Source organism: Streptomyces sp. NRRL S-646 (assembly GCF_000720765.1).
Taxonomy (GTDB): Bacteria; Actinomycetota; Actinomycetes; order Streptomycetales; family Streptomycetaceae; genus Streptomyces.
The window spans coordinates 51605-67217 of sequence record NZ_JODC01000018.1; the positions used below are offsets into that span (position 1 = coordinate 51605).

Consider the following 15613-nt stretch of genomic DNA (forward strand, 5'->3'; position numbering starts at 1 on the left):
CGCCGTTCGCCGTCATACTGGCGGCGGGCGCCCTGTGCGCCGAGCCGCACCACCGCCCCGCCCCGCCCCTTCCTCCGACCAGGATCCGGAGACCGTGGCATGACCGTCTGCCTGCTCCTGCTGAGCGTCGTCGCACTGATGGCCGCAGTGCCGGTTCCGCGTGCGCTGGTGCGGTCGGCGTGGCCGGAGCGGGAGCCCGTGGTCGCGCTGTGGGTGTGGCAGTGCCTGGTCGCCACCGTCCTGCTGTGCTGTCTGACGGCGCTCGTGCTGGGCGCGGCCGCCGTCTTCCACACCTTCCGCGACCACGTCTTCGCGCCGGCGCCGCCGGCCGTGACCGCGGCATACGATCTGACGGCCGCCCCCGCCTGGTCCGCGGCCCTCACCCTGCTGCTGGCCTGCGGAGCCGCCTGGACGACGGCGATGCTCGCCCGCGAACTCGTCGAGGCGCGCCGCCGCCGCGGACAGACCCGGGCGCACCTGCGCGAACGCGCCCCCGAGCTGCCCGCCGGACTGGAGGAGGCGGCGCGCGGCCCCCTGCTGGTGCTGGAGGACGAGTACCCGGACGCCTGGTGGATGCCCGGGCACCCGCCCCAGCTGGTCGTCACGACGGGCGCCCTGCACCGCCTCACCGACCACCAGCTCGACGCGGTCCTGACGCATGAACGCGATCATGCGCGGGCGCATCACGACTGGCTGCTGCATCTGTCGAGCGCGCTGGCCACCGGCTTTCCGCGCATTCCGCTGTTCGCCCACTTCTGCGAGCAGACCCACCGCCTGGTGGAGCTGGCGGCGGACGACACGGCGTCCCGTCGCTGCGGGCATCTGACCACCGCGCTGGCCCTGATCGAGCTGAACCAGCACCGCGGCGTCCTGTCCTGCGCCTCCAGCCACCGTCTGCTCGGCGAGCGTGTCGACCGCCTGCTGGAGCCGCCGCCGCGTCTGGGGCGTCGGCACCGGGCGCTGACGACGACGGTGGCGGCGCTGGTGCCGTTGCTGCCGCTGCTGATCGCGTTCGCGCCGGGGCTCACGGCTCTGGGGTGACCCTGCCCTGGGGGCTGCTTTCTTTGGGACGGGCGCTTCGGCCTGAACGGCCTCGTCCTCAAACGCCGGACGGGCTGGAATTGCTGAGCTGGTCTCGTCCGTGCACGCCGGACGGGCTGGAAGTGCCTGAGCTGGTCCCGTCCCTGCATACCGGACAGGCTGGAAGTGGCTGAGCCTGCCTGGTCCCAGCATGCCGGACAGGCTCGGGCGTCATGGCAGATCTTGGTCTGGAGCAGACGTATCAGCAGGTCAGCTCCCTACCTCACGCACCGGCAAGTGGCGCAACACTGCTGCAACACTGCGTTCCCTACCAGCTCGCTATGGTTCGAGGCATGCCTCCCGCCGACCGCATCCGAGACCACGCCGGCCAGGGCGCGACCACCGTCGCCGCCCACCGTGCGCGGCGTCGGCTGCGTGCAGACCAGGCCAGGCAGCTTGCCGACCTGCTCCGCCACCAGCTCCTGGCCGGCGGCTTTCCGGGCGGCACACTCCCGCACGAGACGACCCTCGCCACGGAGTACCGCGCCACTCGCAACACCGTGCGCCAGGCCCTGGACCTGCTCAGGGCCGAAGGCCTCGTGGAACGGCTCCCCGGAGTGGGCACCGTGGTCGTCGCCGAGAAGTACCCGCACGGGCTCGACCGCCTGATGGGCCTCGCGGAAACCCTCCACGAGCACGGCACGGTCACCAACGAGGTCCGCACCATGGGCCCCGCCCCCGCACCCGCCCCGGTCGCCGAGCGCCTCCGCGTCCCCGCCGGCGACGACGTCCTCTACATCGAACGCCTGCGCCGCCTGAACGGCCTCCCCCTCTCCCTCGACCTCACCTACATCCCGCTCGACATCGGCACCGCCCTGCTCGGCGCCGATCTGGAGAACACCGACGTCTTCCGCCTCCTGGAGACGATCACCGGCCGGCGCCTCGGGCACGCCGAGATCACCCTGGAGGCGGTCAACGCGGACGCCCACTCAGCCGCCGTACTCGAAGCCCCGCGCGGCACGGCCGTCCTCATGCTGGAACGGCTCACCCACCTCGCCGACGGCCGCCCGGTCGACCTGGAGTTCATCCGTTTCCGCGGGGACCGCATCACCATGAGCGGTCTGCTGCACCGCTCCCTCTGACCTCTTCCTGACCTCTTCCTGACCTCTTCCTGCCCCTTTCAGACCCGTTTCCTGGAGACAGCCATGCCCTTGGCGCCCCAGCGGGCCGACGTGCCCGTGACCATCGACGAGTCCAAGTGCATCGACGGCTGCACCCTCTGCGTGGACATATGCCCGCTGGACTCCCTCGCCATCGACGAGAGCAGCGGCAAGGCCTATATGCACGTCGACGAGTGCTGGTACTGCGGCCCGTGCGCGGCCCGCTGTCCCACCGGAGCCGTGACGGTCAACATGCCCTATCTGCTCCGGTGAAAGGCCACGAACTCCCATGAAACACAAAGCAGTTGCTGCCGCCGCTGTTCTTCTCCTCCCGCTGACGGCCTGCGGCGGCAACGCGGCGGCCGGAAGCAACGGCTCCACGGTCACCGTGACCGTCGGCTACCAGTCCAAGACCATCAACACGGTCACCGCGGGCACCCTCCTGCGCTCCCTCGGCTACTTCGAGAAGGAGCTCAACTCGCTCGGCGGCGGCAAGCACTACAAGGTCGACTGGCAGGACTACGCCACCGGCGCACCCATCACCGCCCAGATGACCGCCGGGAAGATCGACATCGGCTCGATGGGCGACTTCCCGCTGCTCATCAACGCGGCCCGGGGCAGACAGCTCGGCAGGCCGACCCACCTGGTCTCCGTCACCGGCTACAACCTGCGCGGCGGTCTCAACACGATCGTCACCTCCCCGGATTCGAAGCTGTCCGCCCTCACCGACCTGAAGGGCAAGAAGGTCTCCACGAGCGTCGGCTCCGCCGCCGACGGCACGCTCGTACGGGCCCTACAGCGCGCCGGCATCGACCCCGACAAGGGCATCCAGAAGCTCAACCAGCAGCCCGCGGTCGGCGCTTCGGCCCTGTCGGCGGGCAGCGCGGACGCCCTGTCGCAGTTCGTCGCCTGGCCCGGCCTGCTCACCTTCCAGGGCAAGGCGAAGGCCCTGTACGACGGCGCCCAGCTGAACCTCCCCACCTTCCACGGCGTCACCGCCCGCGAGGACTTCGCCAAGCAGCGGCCCGCCGTACTGGAGGCCTTCCTCAAGGCCCAGTCCGAGGCCACGGACTACTTGAACGCCCATCCGGTCGCCGCCGCCGAGTCGGTCGCCAAGGCCACCGGACTGCCCGCCGAGGTCGTCTACCTCTACAACGGCGCCCACGGCATCTCCGCCTTCGACCCGGCGGTCAAGCCACAGCTGATCTCCGCACTGAAGAAAGACGTCTCGGTCCTCAAGTCGGCCAAGCTGACCGGGGACATCGACGTGGACTCCTTCGTCGACGACCGGTACGTGAGGAAGGCCCTCGGCGCGGACTACGCCCAGCGGCTCGCCGCGAAGCCGCCGGCCTCCGCGAATGAGGTGTGGCCCAAGGGCGCCGAGAAGACGGTGTCCTTCAAGTCACCTGCCCAGCTGCTGAGTTACGTGGGCAAGCACAAGGACGGGATCCGCGCCGCCTACGTCCCCGACGCCACCACCGGCACCCTCTGGATCGCCGACAAGGCGGTCTGGGTGGCCGACGGCAGCCGGCTCCTCCCCTTCGTCGCACCCGCCACAGCCAAGGCGTACGCCGCCGCACACGGGGGCGCCCGCGTCATCACGTACGCCGAGGCGTTGGGTCGGGCGTCGTGACCCGGCGAACGCCGCAACGGGAGCGCCGGTTCACGCCCCGGCGTGCGCGGCGCGCGAGCCGGTTCGCCCTGCGGCTCGCCTCGCTCGCGGCCGCCCTGGGTGCCTGGCAACTGCTGGCCGGCCTGAAGGTCGACCTGTGGCTGCGGTTCTCCCAGTTCCCGACCGTCACCGATGTGGCCCGCGCCTTCGCCGACCGGCTGGCCGGCCCCGACTACTGGACGGACCTCACCGACAGCCTCACCCGCATCCTCACCGGCTTCCTCCTCGCCGCCGTGCTCGGCGTGGCGACGGGCGTGCTCGTGGCGCGCTCCCCCCTCGCCGAGGACCTGCTGGGGCCGGTGCTGGAGGTCATGCGCCCGATTCCCGCGATCGCCCTGGTCCCCGTCGCGATCCTGCTCTTCCCCTCCAACGAACAGGGCATCGTCTTCATCACCTGCACCGCCGCCTTCTTCCCCGTCCTGGTCTCCACCCGGCATGCGGTCCGCGCGCTGACCCCGGTGTGGGAGGAGGCGGTCCTCACCATGGGCGGCGGCCGGTGGCGGATCCTCGGCTCGGTCGTCCTGCCGGGTGCGCTGCCCGGAATCTTCGGCGGGCTCTCCGTCGGCATCGGCGTCTCGTGGATCTGCGTCATCTCCGCCGAGATGATCTCCGGCCAGTACGGCGTCGGCTACCGCACCTGGCAGGACTACACCGTCGTCAACTACGCAGGCGTCTTCGTCGGCATGATCACGATCGGCGTGCTCGGCTGGGTCACGTCCACCGCCGTGGAGCTCCTCGGCCGCCGGCTGACCCGCTGGCTGCCGCGCACGTCGTACATCCCCGGCGGACGGACTCCGCGTCCGGCGCGCACTGCCGCTGCCTCCGCCCCGGTGAGCCCCACGGCCAAGGAGGAGGCGCCCCATGACCAGCTCGTCTGACCTCCGTTCGCCCTCCCGCTCCGGCGCGGGACTGACCCTGCGGGACGCCACGCTCGGACGTCCCGGCGCACCCGTACTGGACGGAGTCGACCTCGACGTGGCCCCCGGCGAGATCCTCACCCTCGTCGGACCCTCCGGCTGCGGCAAGTCGACCCTTCTGCGCACCCTGGCCGGACTGCTCGCACCCCTCGCCGGAGACGTCAGCCAGGACGGGCACCCGCTGGCCGGCCCCGCCGCCGACCGCGCCCTGATCTTCCAGGAGGACGCCCTCCTGCCCTGGCGCACCCTGCGCGCGAACATCGAACTGCCCCTCGCCATCAAGGGACTGCCACGCACGGAGCGCCGGCGCCAGGCGGAGGACTGGCTGGAGCGCGTCGGCCTCACAGAACAGTCCCGGCAGCTGCCCCACCGCGTCTCCGGCGGACAACGCCAGCGCGCCCAGCTGGCCCGCGCGCTCGCGGGAGCGCCCCGCGCCGTCCTCATGGACGAACCCTTCGGCGCCCTCGACGCCCAGACCCGCGCCGGCATGCAGGACCTGCTGGTGGAGGTACTGCGCGGCACGGGCGCGACGGTCGTCTTCGTCACCCATGACGTGGACGAAGCCCTCTTCCTCGGCGACCGCGTGGCCCTCCTCGGCAACGGCCGGCTGACCGCCGTACGCGATGTGCCGCGCCCCCGCGACCGTACGGCGGACGACGATCCCGCGCGTGTGGCGCTGCGACGCGACGTCCTCACCTCGCTCGGTACCTGAAAGGCCCCCCGGTGACCACCCCCTCCTTGAACACGCCCCTGGAGATCCCCGCCCTCACGGACGCCGAGGAGATCCGCTGCGACGTCCTCGTCGTCGGCGGCGGCACCGCCGGCACCATGGCCGCGCTGACCGCCGCCGAGCACGGCGCGAACGTCCTCCTGCTGGAGAAGGCCCACGTCCGCCACTCCGGCGCACTCGCCATGGGCATGGACGGCGTCAACAACGCGGTCGTCCCCGGCCGCGCGGAGCCCGACGACTACGTCGCCGAGATCACCCGCGCCAACGACGGCATCGTCGACCAGTCCACCGTCCGCCAGACCGCCACCCGCGGCTTCGGCATGGTGCAGCGCCTGGAGTCGTACGGCGTGAAGTTCGAGAAGGACGAGCACGGCGACTACGCGGTCCGCCAGGTGCACCGCTCCGGCTCCTACGTGCTGCCGATGCCGGAGGGCAAGGACGTCAAGAAGGTCCTGTACCGACAGCTGCGGCGGCGCGAGATGCGCGAGAGGATCCGCATCGAGAACCGGGTGATGCCGGTGCGCGTGCTCACCGCCGAGGGCCGCGCGGTGGGGGCGGTCGGCTTCAACACGCGCACCGGCGCGTTCGTGGTGGTACGCGCGGGCGCGGTGATCCTGGCGACCGGCGCGTGCGGCCGACTGGGACTCCCGGCCTCCGGCTACTTGTACGGCACGTACGAGAACCCGACCAACGCCGGTGACGGCTACGCCATGGCCTACCACGCGGGCGCCGAACTCACCGGCATCGAGTGCTTCCAGATCAACCCGCTGATCAAGGACTACAACGGGCCCGCCTGCGCCTACGTCGCCAACCCCTTCGGCGGCTACCAGGTCAACCGGCACGGAGAACGCTTCGTCGACTCCGACTACTGGTCGGGCCAGATGATGGCCGAGTTCGCGGCGGAGGTCGCGTCCGACCGGGGACCCGTCTACCTGAAGCTGAGCCACCTCCCGGAGGAGTCGATCTCCGCGCTGGAGTCGATCCTGCACTCGACGGAGCGGCCGACCAGGGGGACCTTTCACTCCGGCCGCGGTCACGACTACCGCACCCATGACGTCGAGATGCACATCTCCGAGATCGGGCTGTGCGGCGGCCATTCGGCCTCGGGCGTACGGGTCGACGACCACGCCCGCACGACCGTCCCCCGGCTGTACGCTGCCGGCGACCTGGCCTGCGTGCCGCACAACTACATGATCGGCGCGTTCGTCTTCGGCGACCTGGCGGGCGCGGACGCCTCCCAGTACACGGCGTACGAAGGCGAGTTGCCCGCCGATCAGCTCCGGGACGCGCACGAGCTGATCTACCGCCCGCTGCGCAATCCGGACGGCCCGCCGCAGCCCCAGGTCGAGTACAAACTGCGCCGCTTCGTGAACGACTACGTGGCCCCGCCGAAGTCCGGCGCCCGCCTGTCCCTGGCCCTGGAGGCCTTCGAGCGGATGCACGACGACATCGCGGAGATGGGTGCACGCACCCCGCACGAACTGATGCGCTGCGCCGAGGTCTCCTTCATCCGCGACTGCGCGGAAATGGCCGCCCGGGCCTCCCTGGCCCGCACGGAGTCGCGCTGGGGGCTGTACCACGACCGCATCGACCACCCCCTGCGCGACGACGCCTCCTGGTTCCACCATCTCGACCTGCACAAGTCCCCCTCCGGTTCGATGGAGTTCACGGCCCGTCCCGTGGCTCCGTACCTGGTCCCCGTCGACGAGTTCACGCCGGTGGGCGGCCCGCCCCGGCACCTGGGCGAGGTCCACGCCGAGGATGTGGCGACCGCCGGGTCCCGGGATGTGTCGCCGGTCGCCACGGGGCCGACCTCCGCACGTGCCGCAGGGCCCGTGGGCCACGGCTCGGGCGAGACCGCCTCGCCCCGGCTCCTGGAGCTGCTGGAGCTGGCCGAGGAACAGCCGGAACTCGCCGCGATCGAGCCCTACTTGACCGACCTCGACGCCGCCGTGCGGCGCACTGCCGTCTCGGTCCTCACCGAGACGGTGCCGCCCGGCACCGGGCAGGCCCTGGCCGGCGCCCTCAGCGACCCCGACGGTGACGTGCGTGCGGCCGCCGCGGCCTCGCTGCGCGAGCTGGTCGAGACCCTCCCGCCCGAACCCGACCTGGGTGCCGCCCTCACCGCTGCGGTCGCCGAGGCCGACTCCGTGGTCCGCGCCGCCGCCCTCGACGTACTGCGCGCCCTGCGCCTGGGGAACGTCGGCGTGTTCGCCGGGGCGCTGGACGATCCCGACATAGCCGTCCGTATCGAAGCCGTGCGCGCGCTCGTCTCGGTCGACGCGGTCGAACCGCTGTCCGGTGCGGCGGGCGACGCCTCGCGCGAGGTCCGCGTCACCGTGGCCAAGGCACTGGCCGCCGTCAGCCTGGAGGCCCTTGCCGCGAGCGGCCGGGAGCTGCTCACCAGCACCTTGGACCGGCTCACCGAGGACAGCGACCCCCTGGTCCGGGGTGCCGCGCTCGGCGCGCTGGCCGCTGTCGGCTGCCAGGCCCCGCTCGCCGCGCGTGCCGTGGCCGCGCTGGCCGACCCGGCGTGGCAGGTCCGCGCCGGTGCCGCCACCGCCCTGTCCGCCGCGCCCGGCGAAACGGCCGTGCCCGCCCTCGCCAAGGCGCTCGCCGACCCCAACGCCGACGTGCGCAAGGCGGCGGTGCTCGCCCTGACCCGGCACAACGGCACAGCGGAGGCCCGGGCGGCCCTCGCCACCGTCACATCGGACCCGGACGCGGACGTCAGGGCGTACGCGGCGCGGGGGCTGTGACGCCTGGCGGCGCCTATATCCAGTCGGGCTCCGGCTCCTCGTCCGGCTCCGGCCAGTCGTCGGTCACGGCGGCCGGGGCCTGGCCGTCCGCGGTCGGAGCGTCCACGGAGGGGCTGCCCTCGGTCGTGGTGGCCAGGGAGGACAGCACCTCGAGCACGCCCTCCCCGTACGTCGCCAGCTTCTTCTCTCCGACCCCGCTGATGCCGCCGAGCTGTGTCACCGACGTCGGCCAGGCGGTGGCGATCTCCCGGAGCGTGGCGTCGTGGAAGATGACGTACGCCGGGACGCCCTGTTCCCGGGCCTGCTCGGCACGCCAGGCGCGCAGTGCCTCGAACGCGGGCTGCAGTTCCTCGGGCAGTTCGGCCGCCGCGGCCTTGGCCTTGCGCTCGCTCCTGCCGGACGAGCCCGATGCCGGGCGCAAGGTCGCCGGCTTCTTCGGTTCCTTGCGCAGCGGTACCTCCCGCTCGCGCCGGAGCACCGACCCGCTTGCCTCGGTCAGCACCAGCGTGCCGTACTCCCCCTCGACCGCGAGCAGCCCCTGCGCCAGCAACTGCCGTACGACGCCGCGCCATTCGCCCTCGTCGAGCTCCTCGCCGATGCCGAACACGGAGAGCTGGTCGTGGTCGAACTGGATCACCTTGGCCGTGCGCTTGCCGAGCAGGATGTCGACGATCTGGACGGCGCCGAACTTCTGCCCCCGCTCCCGCTGCAGCCGCACCACCGTCGACAGCACCTTCTGGGCGGCGACCGTGCCGTCCCAGGTCTCCGGCGGCACCAGGCAGGTGTCGCAGTTGCCGCAGCCCGCGAGGTCGGGGTCCTGGCCGAAGTAGGCGAGCAGCTGGCCGCGCCGGCACTGGGCGGTCTCGCACAGCGCCAGCATCGAGTCCAGGTGGGCGGCGGCCCGGCGCCGGAACGCCTCGTCGCCCTCGCCGGACTGGATCAGTTTGCGCTGCTGTATGACGTCGTTGAGGCCGTACGCCATCCATGCCGTCGACGGCAGGCCGTCCCGGCCGGCGCGGCCCGTCTCCTGGTAGTAGCCCTCGACCGACTTCGGCAGGTCGAGGTGGGCGACGAACCGGACGTCCGGCTTGTCGATGCCCATTCCGAAGGCGATGGTCGCGACCACGACCAGGCCCTCCTCCCGCAGGAACCGGGACTGGTGTGCCGCGCGCGTTCCTGCGTCCAGGCCCGCGTGGTAGGGCACCGCCTCGATGCCGTTGCGGCTCAGGAACTCCGCAGTGGTGTCCACCGACCTGCGTGAGAGGCAGTAGACGATGCCGGCGTCCCCGGTGTGCTCTTCGCGCAGGAAGCCCAGCAGCTGTTTCTTGGGGTCGGCCTTGGGCACGATGCGGTACTGGATGTTGGGCCGGTCGAAGCTCGCCACGAAGTGCCGGGCCGTCGGCATGTGAAGTCGCTGGGTGATCTCCTGGTGCGTGGCGTGTGTGGCCGTGGCCGTGAGCGCGATCCGTGGGACGTCGGGCCAGCGCTCGCCGAGGAGGGAGAGGGCGAGATAGTCGGGGCGGAAGTCGTGACCCCACTGGGACACGCAGTGCGCCTCGTCGATCGCAAAGACCGCGATCTTGCCGCGGGAGAGGAGGTCCAGGGTCGAGTCCAGCCGCAGCCGCTCCGGCGCGAGGTAAAGCAGGTCCAGTTCGCCGGCGAGGTATTCGGCCTCGACGACCCTGCGCTCGTCGAAGTCCTGCGTGGAGTTCATGAACCCGGCGCGCACGCCGAGCGCGCGCAGCGCGTCCACCTGGTCCTGCATCAGCGCGATGAGGGGTGAGACCACGATGCCTGTACCGGGTCTGACCAGGGCCGGGATCTGGTAGCACAGCGACTTTCCGCCGCCGGTGGGCATGAGGACCACGGCGTCGCCGCCGGCCACCACATGCTCGATGACCGCTTCCTGCTCGCCACGGAAGGCCTCGTAGCCGAAGACCCGGTGCAGCGTGGCCAGCGCCTCGCTCTCGGTCACCCCTGGCATCTCGCTGATCCCGCCCATCCCACCCATAGTTCCGTCCCCCGTACGTCGTCCCTCGACCACTGCCTCCACGATAGGGGTCCGCACTGACAGCCAATGAGTTATCCACAGGCCCGGATCGGTGACTCTCCGTGTCAGCCTGCTCCCCGGAGGTGCGGTGGCCTGGCCATGCACGGCGAAGGGCCCCGGTCCCGAAAAGGGATCCGGAGCCCTTCTGCCACCCACCCGGCAGATGGATCAGCGCACGAACACTCCTGCCTGACTGGCCAGGTCCAGGAAGTACTGCGGCGCCACACCGAGCACCAGCGTGACCACGACGCCGAGCCCGATCGCGGCCATCGTCAGCGGCGAGGGCACGGCGACCGTCGGGCCTTCGGGCCGCGGCTCGCTGAAGAACATCAGCACGATCACGCGGATGTAGAAGAAGGCCGCGACCGCCGACGAGATCACACCGACCACGACCAGCGGGGCCGCCCCGCCCTCCGCCGCCGCCTTGAACACGGCGAACTTCCCGGCGAAGCCTGAGGTCAGCGGAATGCCGGCGAAGGCGAGCAGGAACACCGCGAACACGGCCGCCACCAGCGGTGACCGGCGGCCGAGCCCGGCCCACTTGGACAGATGCGTCGCCTCGCCGCCCGCGTCGCGCACCAGTGTCACCACCGCGAAGGCACCGATGGTCACGAAGGAGTAGGCGCCCAGGTAGAACAGGACGGAGGAGACACCGTCCTTCGACGTGGCGATGACACCCGCGAGGATGAATCCGGCGTGTGCGATCGAGGAGTACGCCAGCAGTCGCTTGATGTCGGTCTGCGTGATCGCGACGATCGCGCCGCCGAGCATGGTGACGATCGCGACGGCCCACATGACCGGCCGCCAGTCCCAGCGCAGGCCGGGCAGGACGACGTAGAGCAGCCGGAGCAGCGCGCCGAACGCGGCCACCTTCGTCGCCGCTGCCATGAACCCCGTCACCGGGGTCGGTGCGCCCTGGTAGACGTCCGGGGTCCACATGTGGAACGGGACGGCGCCGACCTTGAACAGCAGCCCCATGACGATCATCGCGCCGCCGACGAGCAGCAGGGCGTCATTGCCCATCGTGTCGGCGAGCGCCGGGTCGACGTTCGTGACCGAACCGTCGACGACATGCGCGATCGTCGCGTACGACACGGAGCCGGCGTAGCCGTAGAGCAGCGCGATGCCGAACAGCGTGAACGCGGAGGCGAAGGCGCCGAGCAGGAAGTACTTGACGGCGGCTTCCTGCGACATGAGCCGCTTGCGGCGGGCCAGGGCGCACAGGAGGTACAGCGGCAGTGAGAAGACTTCCAGGGCCACGAACAGGGTCAGCAGGTCGTTGGCCGACAGGAAGACCAGCATGCCGGCGATCGCGAAGAGCAGCAGCGGGAACACCTCGGTGGTGGTGAACCCGGCCTTCACCGCCGCCTTTTCGCTGTCGCTGCCCGGCACGGACGCGGCCTGCGCGGCGAACGAGTCGACGCGGTTGCCGTGCGCCTCCGGGTCCAGGCGCCGCTCGGCGAAGGTGAACAGGCCGACCAGCCCGGCCAGCAGGATCGTGCCCTGCAGGAACAGGGACGGCCCGTCGACCGCGATGGCGCCCATCGCCGCGATGTGCGCCTTGGTGGTGCCGTACCCGTCGGCCGCGAGCGCCACAACCGCCGCGAAGGCGGCGACGAGCGCGACGGCGGACACGAACACCTGGGCGTAGTACCGGGACTTGCGCGGCACGAAGGCCTCGATCAGCACCCCGACGATCGCCGCGCCCACGACGATCAAGGTGGGCGACAATTGCCCGTATTCGATCTTCGGTGCGGGGATCTTCGAGATCGGATCGGCCCCGGTTGCCACCGTTGTCCACAGGCTGTGGACGACTGATGCGCTCACTTGGCCACCGCCTCCACCTCAGGCTTGGGGTCCTTCTTGTGTACGTCGGACAAGGTCGACTTCACCGCCGGGTTGACGATGTCGGTGACCGGCTTCGGATAGACGCCCAGGAAGATCAGCAGCACGATCAGGGGGGCGACTACCACCAGTTCGCGGACTCTGAGGTCCGGCATCGCGGAGACCTCCTGTTTCACCGGGCCGGTCATCGTCCGCTGGTAGAGGACGAGGGTGTAGAGCGCGGCGAGCACGATGCCGAAGGTGGCGATGATCCCGATGGCCGGGTAGCGCGTGAACGTGCCGACCAGGACCAGGAACTCACTCACGAACGGCGCGAGGCCGGGGAGCGACAGGGTTGCCAGGCCACCCACCAGGAACGTGCCGGCCAGGACCGGGGCGACCTTCTGCACACCGCCGTAGTCGGCGATGAGCCGCGAGCCGCGCCGGGAGATCAGGAAGCCCGCGACCAGCATCAACGCGGCGGTGGAGATGCCGTGGTTGACCATGTAGAGCGTCGCTCCGGACTGGCCCTGGCTGGTCATCGCGAAGATGCCCAGGATGATGAACCCGAAGTGCGAGATCGACGCGTATGCGACCAGCCGCTTGATGTCCCGCTGTCCGACCGCGAGCAGCGCCCCGTAGATGATGCTGATCAGGGCCAGGACGAGGATGGCGGGCGTCGCCCACTTCGAGGCCTCCGGGAACAGCTGGAGGCAGAAGCGGAGCATCGCGAAGGTGCCCACCTTGTCGACGACCGCGGTGATGAGGACGGCGACCGGGGCGGTGGCTTCCTGCATGGCGTTGGGCAGCCAGGTGTGCAGCGGCCACAGCGGCGCCTTCACCGCGAAGGCGAAGAAGAAGCCGAGGAACAGCCAGCGTTCGGTGCTGGTCGCCATGTGCAGCGAGCCGTTCGCGCGGGCCTGCACGATCTCCTGGAGGCTGAAGTTCCCGGCCACCACGTACAGCCCGATCACTGCGGCCAGCATGATCAGGCCGCCGACCAGGTTGTAGAGGAGGAACTTGACGGCCGCGTACGACCGTTGCGTCGACGCCGCCTCCTCGCCGTGCTCGTGGGCACGGTCCCCGAAGCCGCCGATGAGGAAGTACATCGGGATCAGCATGGCTTCGAAGAAGATGTAGAAGAGGAAGACGTCGGTGGCCTCGAAGGAGATGATCACCATCGCCTCGACGCCGAGGATCAGGGCGAAGAAGCCCTGCGTCGGCCGCCACCGCTTGCTGCCCGTCTCCAGCGGGTCGGCGTCGTGCCAGCCCGCGAGGATGATGAACGGGATCAGCAGGGCGGTCAGCACGAGCAGCGCCACCGCGATGCCGTCCACTCCCAGTTCGTACCTGACGCCGAAGTCCGCGATCCAGGCGTGGGATTCGGTCAGTTGGTAGCGGCCGCCGTCCGGGTCGAAGCGGACCAGGACGGTGATGGCGAGGGCGAGGGTGGCGAGCGAGACGATCAGCGCCAGCCATTTGGCGGCGGTGCGCTGCGCGGCCGGTACGGCGGCCGTGGCGACCGCCCCGATCGCCGGGAGCACCGCCGTCGCTGTCAGCAGAGGAAAGGACATCGGTATCAGACCGCCCTCATCAGCAGGGTCGCGGCGATGAGGACCGCCGCACCGCCGAACATCGAGACCGCGTACGACCGCGCGAAGCCGTTCTGCAGCTTGCGCATGCGCCCGGACAGGCCGCCGACCGAGGCCGCCGTGCCGTTGACGACGCCGTCGACCAGGGTGTGGTCGACGTACACCAGGGAGCGTGTGAGGTGTTCGCCGCCGCGGACCAGGACGACGTGGTTGAAGTCGTCCTGCAGCAGGTCGCGCCGGGCGGCCCGGGTGAGCAGCGATCCGCGGGGGGCGACGGCCGGGACCGGGCGGCGACCGTACATGGCGTACGCGATGCCGACGCCGATGAGCAGGCAGACCATCGTCCCGCCGGTGACCGCCGCGGCGCTGAGTGGGGAGTCGCCCTCGCTGTGGCCGGTGACCGGCTCCAGCCAGTGCAGGAAGCGGTCGCCGATGCTGAAGAACGCGCCGCCGAAGACCGAGCCGACGGCCAGCACGATCATGGGGATCGTCATGACCTTCGGGGACTCGTGCGGGTGCGGCTCGTTGCCGTGCTCGTCCGGCTGCCAGCGCTTCTCGCCGAAGAACGTCATCAGCATCACCCGCGTCATGTAGAACGCGGTGATGGCCGCACCCAGCAGCGCGCAGGTGCCCAGGATCCAGCCCTCGGTGCCGCCCTTCGCGAAGGCCGCCTCGATGATCTTGTCCTTGGAGAAGAAGCCGGACAGGCCGGGGAAGCCGATGATGGCGAGGTAGCCGAGGCCGAAGGTGATGAAGGTGACCGGCATGTACTTGCGCAGGCCGCCGTACTTCCTCATGTCGACCTCGTCGTTCATGCCGTGCATGACCGATCCGGCGCCGAGGAAGAGCCCGGCCTTGAAGAAGCCGTGCGTCACCAGGTGCATGATCGCGAAGACGTAGCCGATGGGGCCGAGGCCCGCCGCGAGGACCATGTAGCCGATCTGCGACATGGTCGAGCCGGCCAGCGCCTTCTTGATGTCGTCCTTCGCGCAACCGACGATCGCACCGAACAGGAGCGTGACGGCACCGACCATTGTGACCGCCAGCTGTGCGTCGGGCGCGGCGTTGAAGATCGCTCCGGAGCGGACGATGAGGTAGACGCCGGCGGTCACCATGGTCGCGGCGTGGATGAGGGCCGAGACCGGGGTCGGGCCCTCCATCGCGTCCCCGAGCCAGGACTGCAGCGGCACCTGGGCGGACTTGCCGCACGCGGCGAGCAGGAGCATCAGGCCGATGGCGGTGAGCTTGCCCTCGCCGGTGTCCCCGGTATGGCTGAGGACCGGCCCGAAGGCGAAGGTCCCGAACGTCGTGAACATCAGCATGATGGCGATGGACAGGCCCATGTCGCCGACGCGGTTGACCAGGAAGGCCTTCTTCGCCGCGGTCGCCGCGCTGGGCTTGTGCTGCCAGAAGCCGATCAGGAGGTACGAGGCGAGACCGACGCCCTCCCAACCGACGTACAGCAGCAGGTAGTTGTCGGCGAGGACGAGCAGCAGCATTGCCGCGAGGAACAGGTTCAGATAGCCGAAGAAGCGGCGGCGGCGCTCGTCGTGCTCCATGTACCCGACCGAGTACAGGTGGATCAGCGAGCCGACGCCGGTGATCAGCAGGACGAACGTCATCGAAAGCTGGTCGAGGCGGAAGGCGACGTCCGCCTGGAAGCCCTGGACCGGGACCCAGCTGAACAGATGCTGCATCAGGGTCCGGTGTTCGGCGTCCTTGCCGAGCAGGTCGGCGAAGAGGACGACGCCGATGACGAAGGAGGCTCCGGCGAGGACGGTGCCGATCCAGTGGCCGACGGCATCGAGCCGCCGGCCGCCGCACAGCAGTACGGCCGCTCCGAGCAGTGGCGCCGCCACCAGCAGCGCAATCAGGTTCTCCACGATTCA

General features: G+C 70.5%; 11 protein-coding genes. 7 read left to right on the forward strand and 4 right to left on the reverse strand.

Going from position 1 to position 15613, the window contains the following annotated elements:
* Positions 1–99 precede the first annotated feature (99 nt).
* From IH68_RS0138745 to IH68_RS0138775, 7 genes are all read left to right on the forward strand, one after another.
* Positions 100–1041 carry a M56 family metallopeptidase gene (locus IH68_RS0138745; RefSeq protein WP_030945273.1) on the forward strand — a complete coding sequence of 314 codons (942 nt, stop codon included), beginning with the start codon at positions 100–102 and terminating at the stop codon, positions 1039–1041.
* A gap of 332 nt (positions 1042–1373) precedes the next feature.
* Positions 1374–2162, forward strand: a complete 789-nt coding sequence (locus tag IH68_RS0138750; protein ID WP_030945278.1) for a GntR family transcriptional regulator — start codon at positions 1374–1376, stop codon at positions 2160–2162.
* Positions 2163–2225: 63 nt separating this feature from the next.
* Entirely contained in the window at positions 2226–2453 is a 228-nt protein-coding gene (locus tag IH68_RS0138755) for a 4Fe-4S dicluster domain-containing protein (protein WP_030945281.1), read from the forward strand.
* Between the two features lie 16 nt (positions 2454–2469).
* Complete coding sequence (locus tag IH68_RS0138760) at positions 2470–3813, forward strand: ABC transporter substrate-binding protein (protein WP_030945282.1); 1344 nt, start codon at positions 2470–2472, stop codon at positions 3811–3813.
* Positions 3810–4730, forward strand: a complete 921-nt coding sequence (locus IH68_RS0138765; RefSeq protein WP_051833961.1) for an ABC transporter permease — start codon at positions 3810–3812, stop codon at positions 4728–4730. Before IH68_RS0138760 ends, IH68_RS0138765 begins: the two co-directional genes overlap by 4 nt.
* The gene (locus IH68_RS0138770; protein ID WP_030945287.1) at positions 4714–5481 is read left to right on the forward strand and encodes an ABC transporter ATP-binding protein; all 768 of its coding nucleotides are present in this window, start codon (positions 4714–4716) and stop codon (positions 5479–5481) included. The genes IH68_RS0138765 and IH68_RS0138770 overlap by 17 nt, the downstream gene beginning before the upstream one ends.
* A gap of 11 nt (positions 5482–5492) precedes the next feature.
* Positions 5493–8258, forward strand: coding sequence for a fumarate reductase/succinate dehydrogenase flavoprotein subunit (locus tag IH68_RS0138775; protein WP_030945289.1), 2766 nt, complete (start codon positions 5493–5495; stop codon positions 8256–8258).
* A gap of 13 nt (positions 8259–8271) precedes the next feature.
* Here IH68_RS0138775 and recQ read toward each other — a convergent pair whose 3' ends face one another.
* The 4 genes from recQ to nuoL all read right to left on the reverse strand — a co-directional run bounded on the left by recQ (position 8272) and on the right by nuoL (position 15607).
* Positions 8272–10269, reverse strand: a complete 1998-nt coding sequence (gene recQ / locus IH68_RS0138780; protein WP_030945291.1) for a DNA helicase RecQ — start codon at positions 10267–10269, stop codon at positions 8272–8274.
* A 207-nt stretch (positions 10270–10476) separates the two neighbouring features.
* Positions 10477–12135: an NADH-quinone oxidoreductase subunit NuoN gene (nuoN, locus tag IH68_RS0138785; RefSeq protein ID WP_030945292.1), complete on the reverse strand. Its 1659-nt coding sequence runs from the start codon at positions 12133–12135 to the stop codon at positions 10477–10479.
* On the reverse strand, positions 12132–13706 hold the full coding sequence (locus IH68_RS0138790) for an NADH-quinone oxidoreductase subunit M (protein WP_030945293.1): 1575 nt from the start codon (positions 13704–13706) through the stop codon (positions 12132–12134). The genes nuoN and IH68_RS0138790 overlap by 4 nt, the downstream gene beginning before the upstream one ends.
* A gap of 5 nt (positions 13707–13711) precedes the next feature.
* Positions 13712–15607, reverse strand: a complete 1896-nt coding sequence (nuoL, locus tag IH68_RS0138795) for an NADH-quinone oxidoreductase subunit L (RefSeq protein ID WP_030945294.1) — start codon at positions 15605–15607, stop codon at positions 13712–13714.
* Positions 15608–15613: the final 6 nt, after the last annotated feature.

Coding starts and splice junctions, on each gene's coding strand:
- IH68_RS0138790 (WP_030945293.1), bottom strand. CDS start 13,706: ATGTCCTTTCCTCTGCTGACAGCGACGGCGGTGCTCCCGGCGATCGGG.
- IH68_RS0138755 (WP_030945281.1), top strand. CDS start 2,226: ATGCCCTTGGCGCCCCAGCGGGCCGACGTGCCCGTGACCATCGACGAG.
- IH68_RS0138750 (WP_030945278.1), top strand. CDS start 1,374: ATGCCTCCCGCCGACCGCATCCGAGACCACGCCGGCCAGGGCGCGACC.
- IH68_RS0138745 (WP_030945273.1), top strand. CDS start 100: ATGACCGTCTGCCTGCTCCTGCTGAGCGTCGTCGCACTGATGGCCGCA.
- IH68_RS0138760 (WP_030945282.1), top strand. CDS start 2,470: ATGAAACACAAAGCAGTTGCTGCCGCCGCTGTTCTTCTCCTCCCGCTG.
- IH68_RS0138770 (WP_030945287.1), top strand. CDS start 4,714: ATGACCAGCTCGTCTGACCTCCGTTCGCCCTCCCGCTCCGGCGCGGGA.
- recQ (WP_030945291.1), bottom strand. CDS start 10,269: ATGGGTGGGATGGGCGGGATCAGCGAGATGCCAGGGGTGACCGAGAGC.